This is a genomic window from Pseudomonas sp. zjy_15 (assembly GCF_043101865.1).
GTDB classification, from domain to species: domain Bacteria; phylum Pseudomonadota; class Gammaproteobacteria; order Pseudomonadales; family Pseudomonadaceae; genus Aquipseudomonas; species Aquipseudomonas putida_Y.
Window position 1 is genome coordinate 1 of record NZ_JBICII010000054.1, and the last position, 467, is coordinate 467.

Consider the following 467-nt stretch of genomic DNA (forward strand, 5'->3'; position numbering starts at 1 on the left):
CGGCTCAGCGCCGCTATGCGTTCACCTAGAGACAACCAGTCCATCAGCAACTCATCGAGCAACTCGCGCAACAGGTCGGGCAGAGGCAAGGAAGCATCCTCAAGCGCCTGAGGCACATGCTTATTGATCGCGGCATCACCCTGGGGCATGGATACGCCATGCTCAAGTAGCAAACCACGGATCTGATTACCCAGCGCGGTATGTCGCTTGATGTTACCGCGCCGGATACGGTGCAGCGCTTGAATAGCCAGTGCTGTGGTGCTCTTGATCGGTATCGAAGCGATGCTCGTATCGCGACCGGCACGCAAAATGGCATAGCAGTCGTTACGATCGTTCTTCGCGCCGCTGCGATGTTCGGCGACACGTTGCGCCGGCAGGATGCGAACCGGATTACCTTTGGTCTGCAGCAGCCTGGCCCAGGCTTGTGCACCTGGACCGCATTCCATCAAGACGGCCACGGTCGTTGG

1 pseudogene is annotated in these 467 nt (G+C 58.9%); it reads right to left on the reverse strand.

From position 1 onward, the window contains the following. Positions 1-467: pseudogene (locus ACF8EF_RS10295) on the reverse strand (IS110-like element ISPpu11 family transposase); the annotation flags it as partial.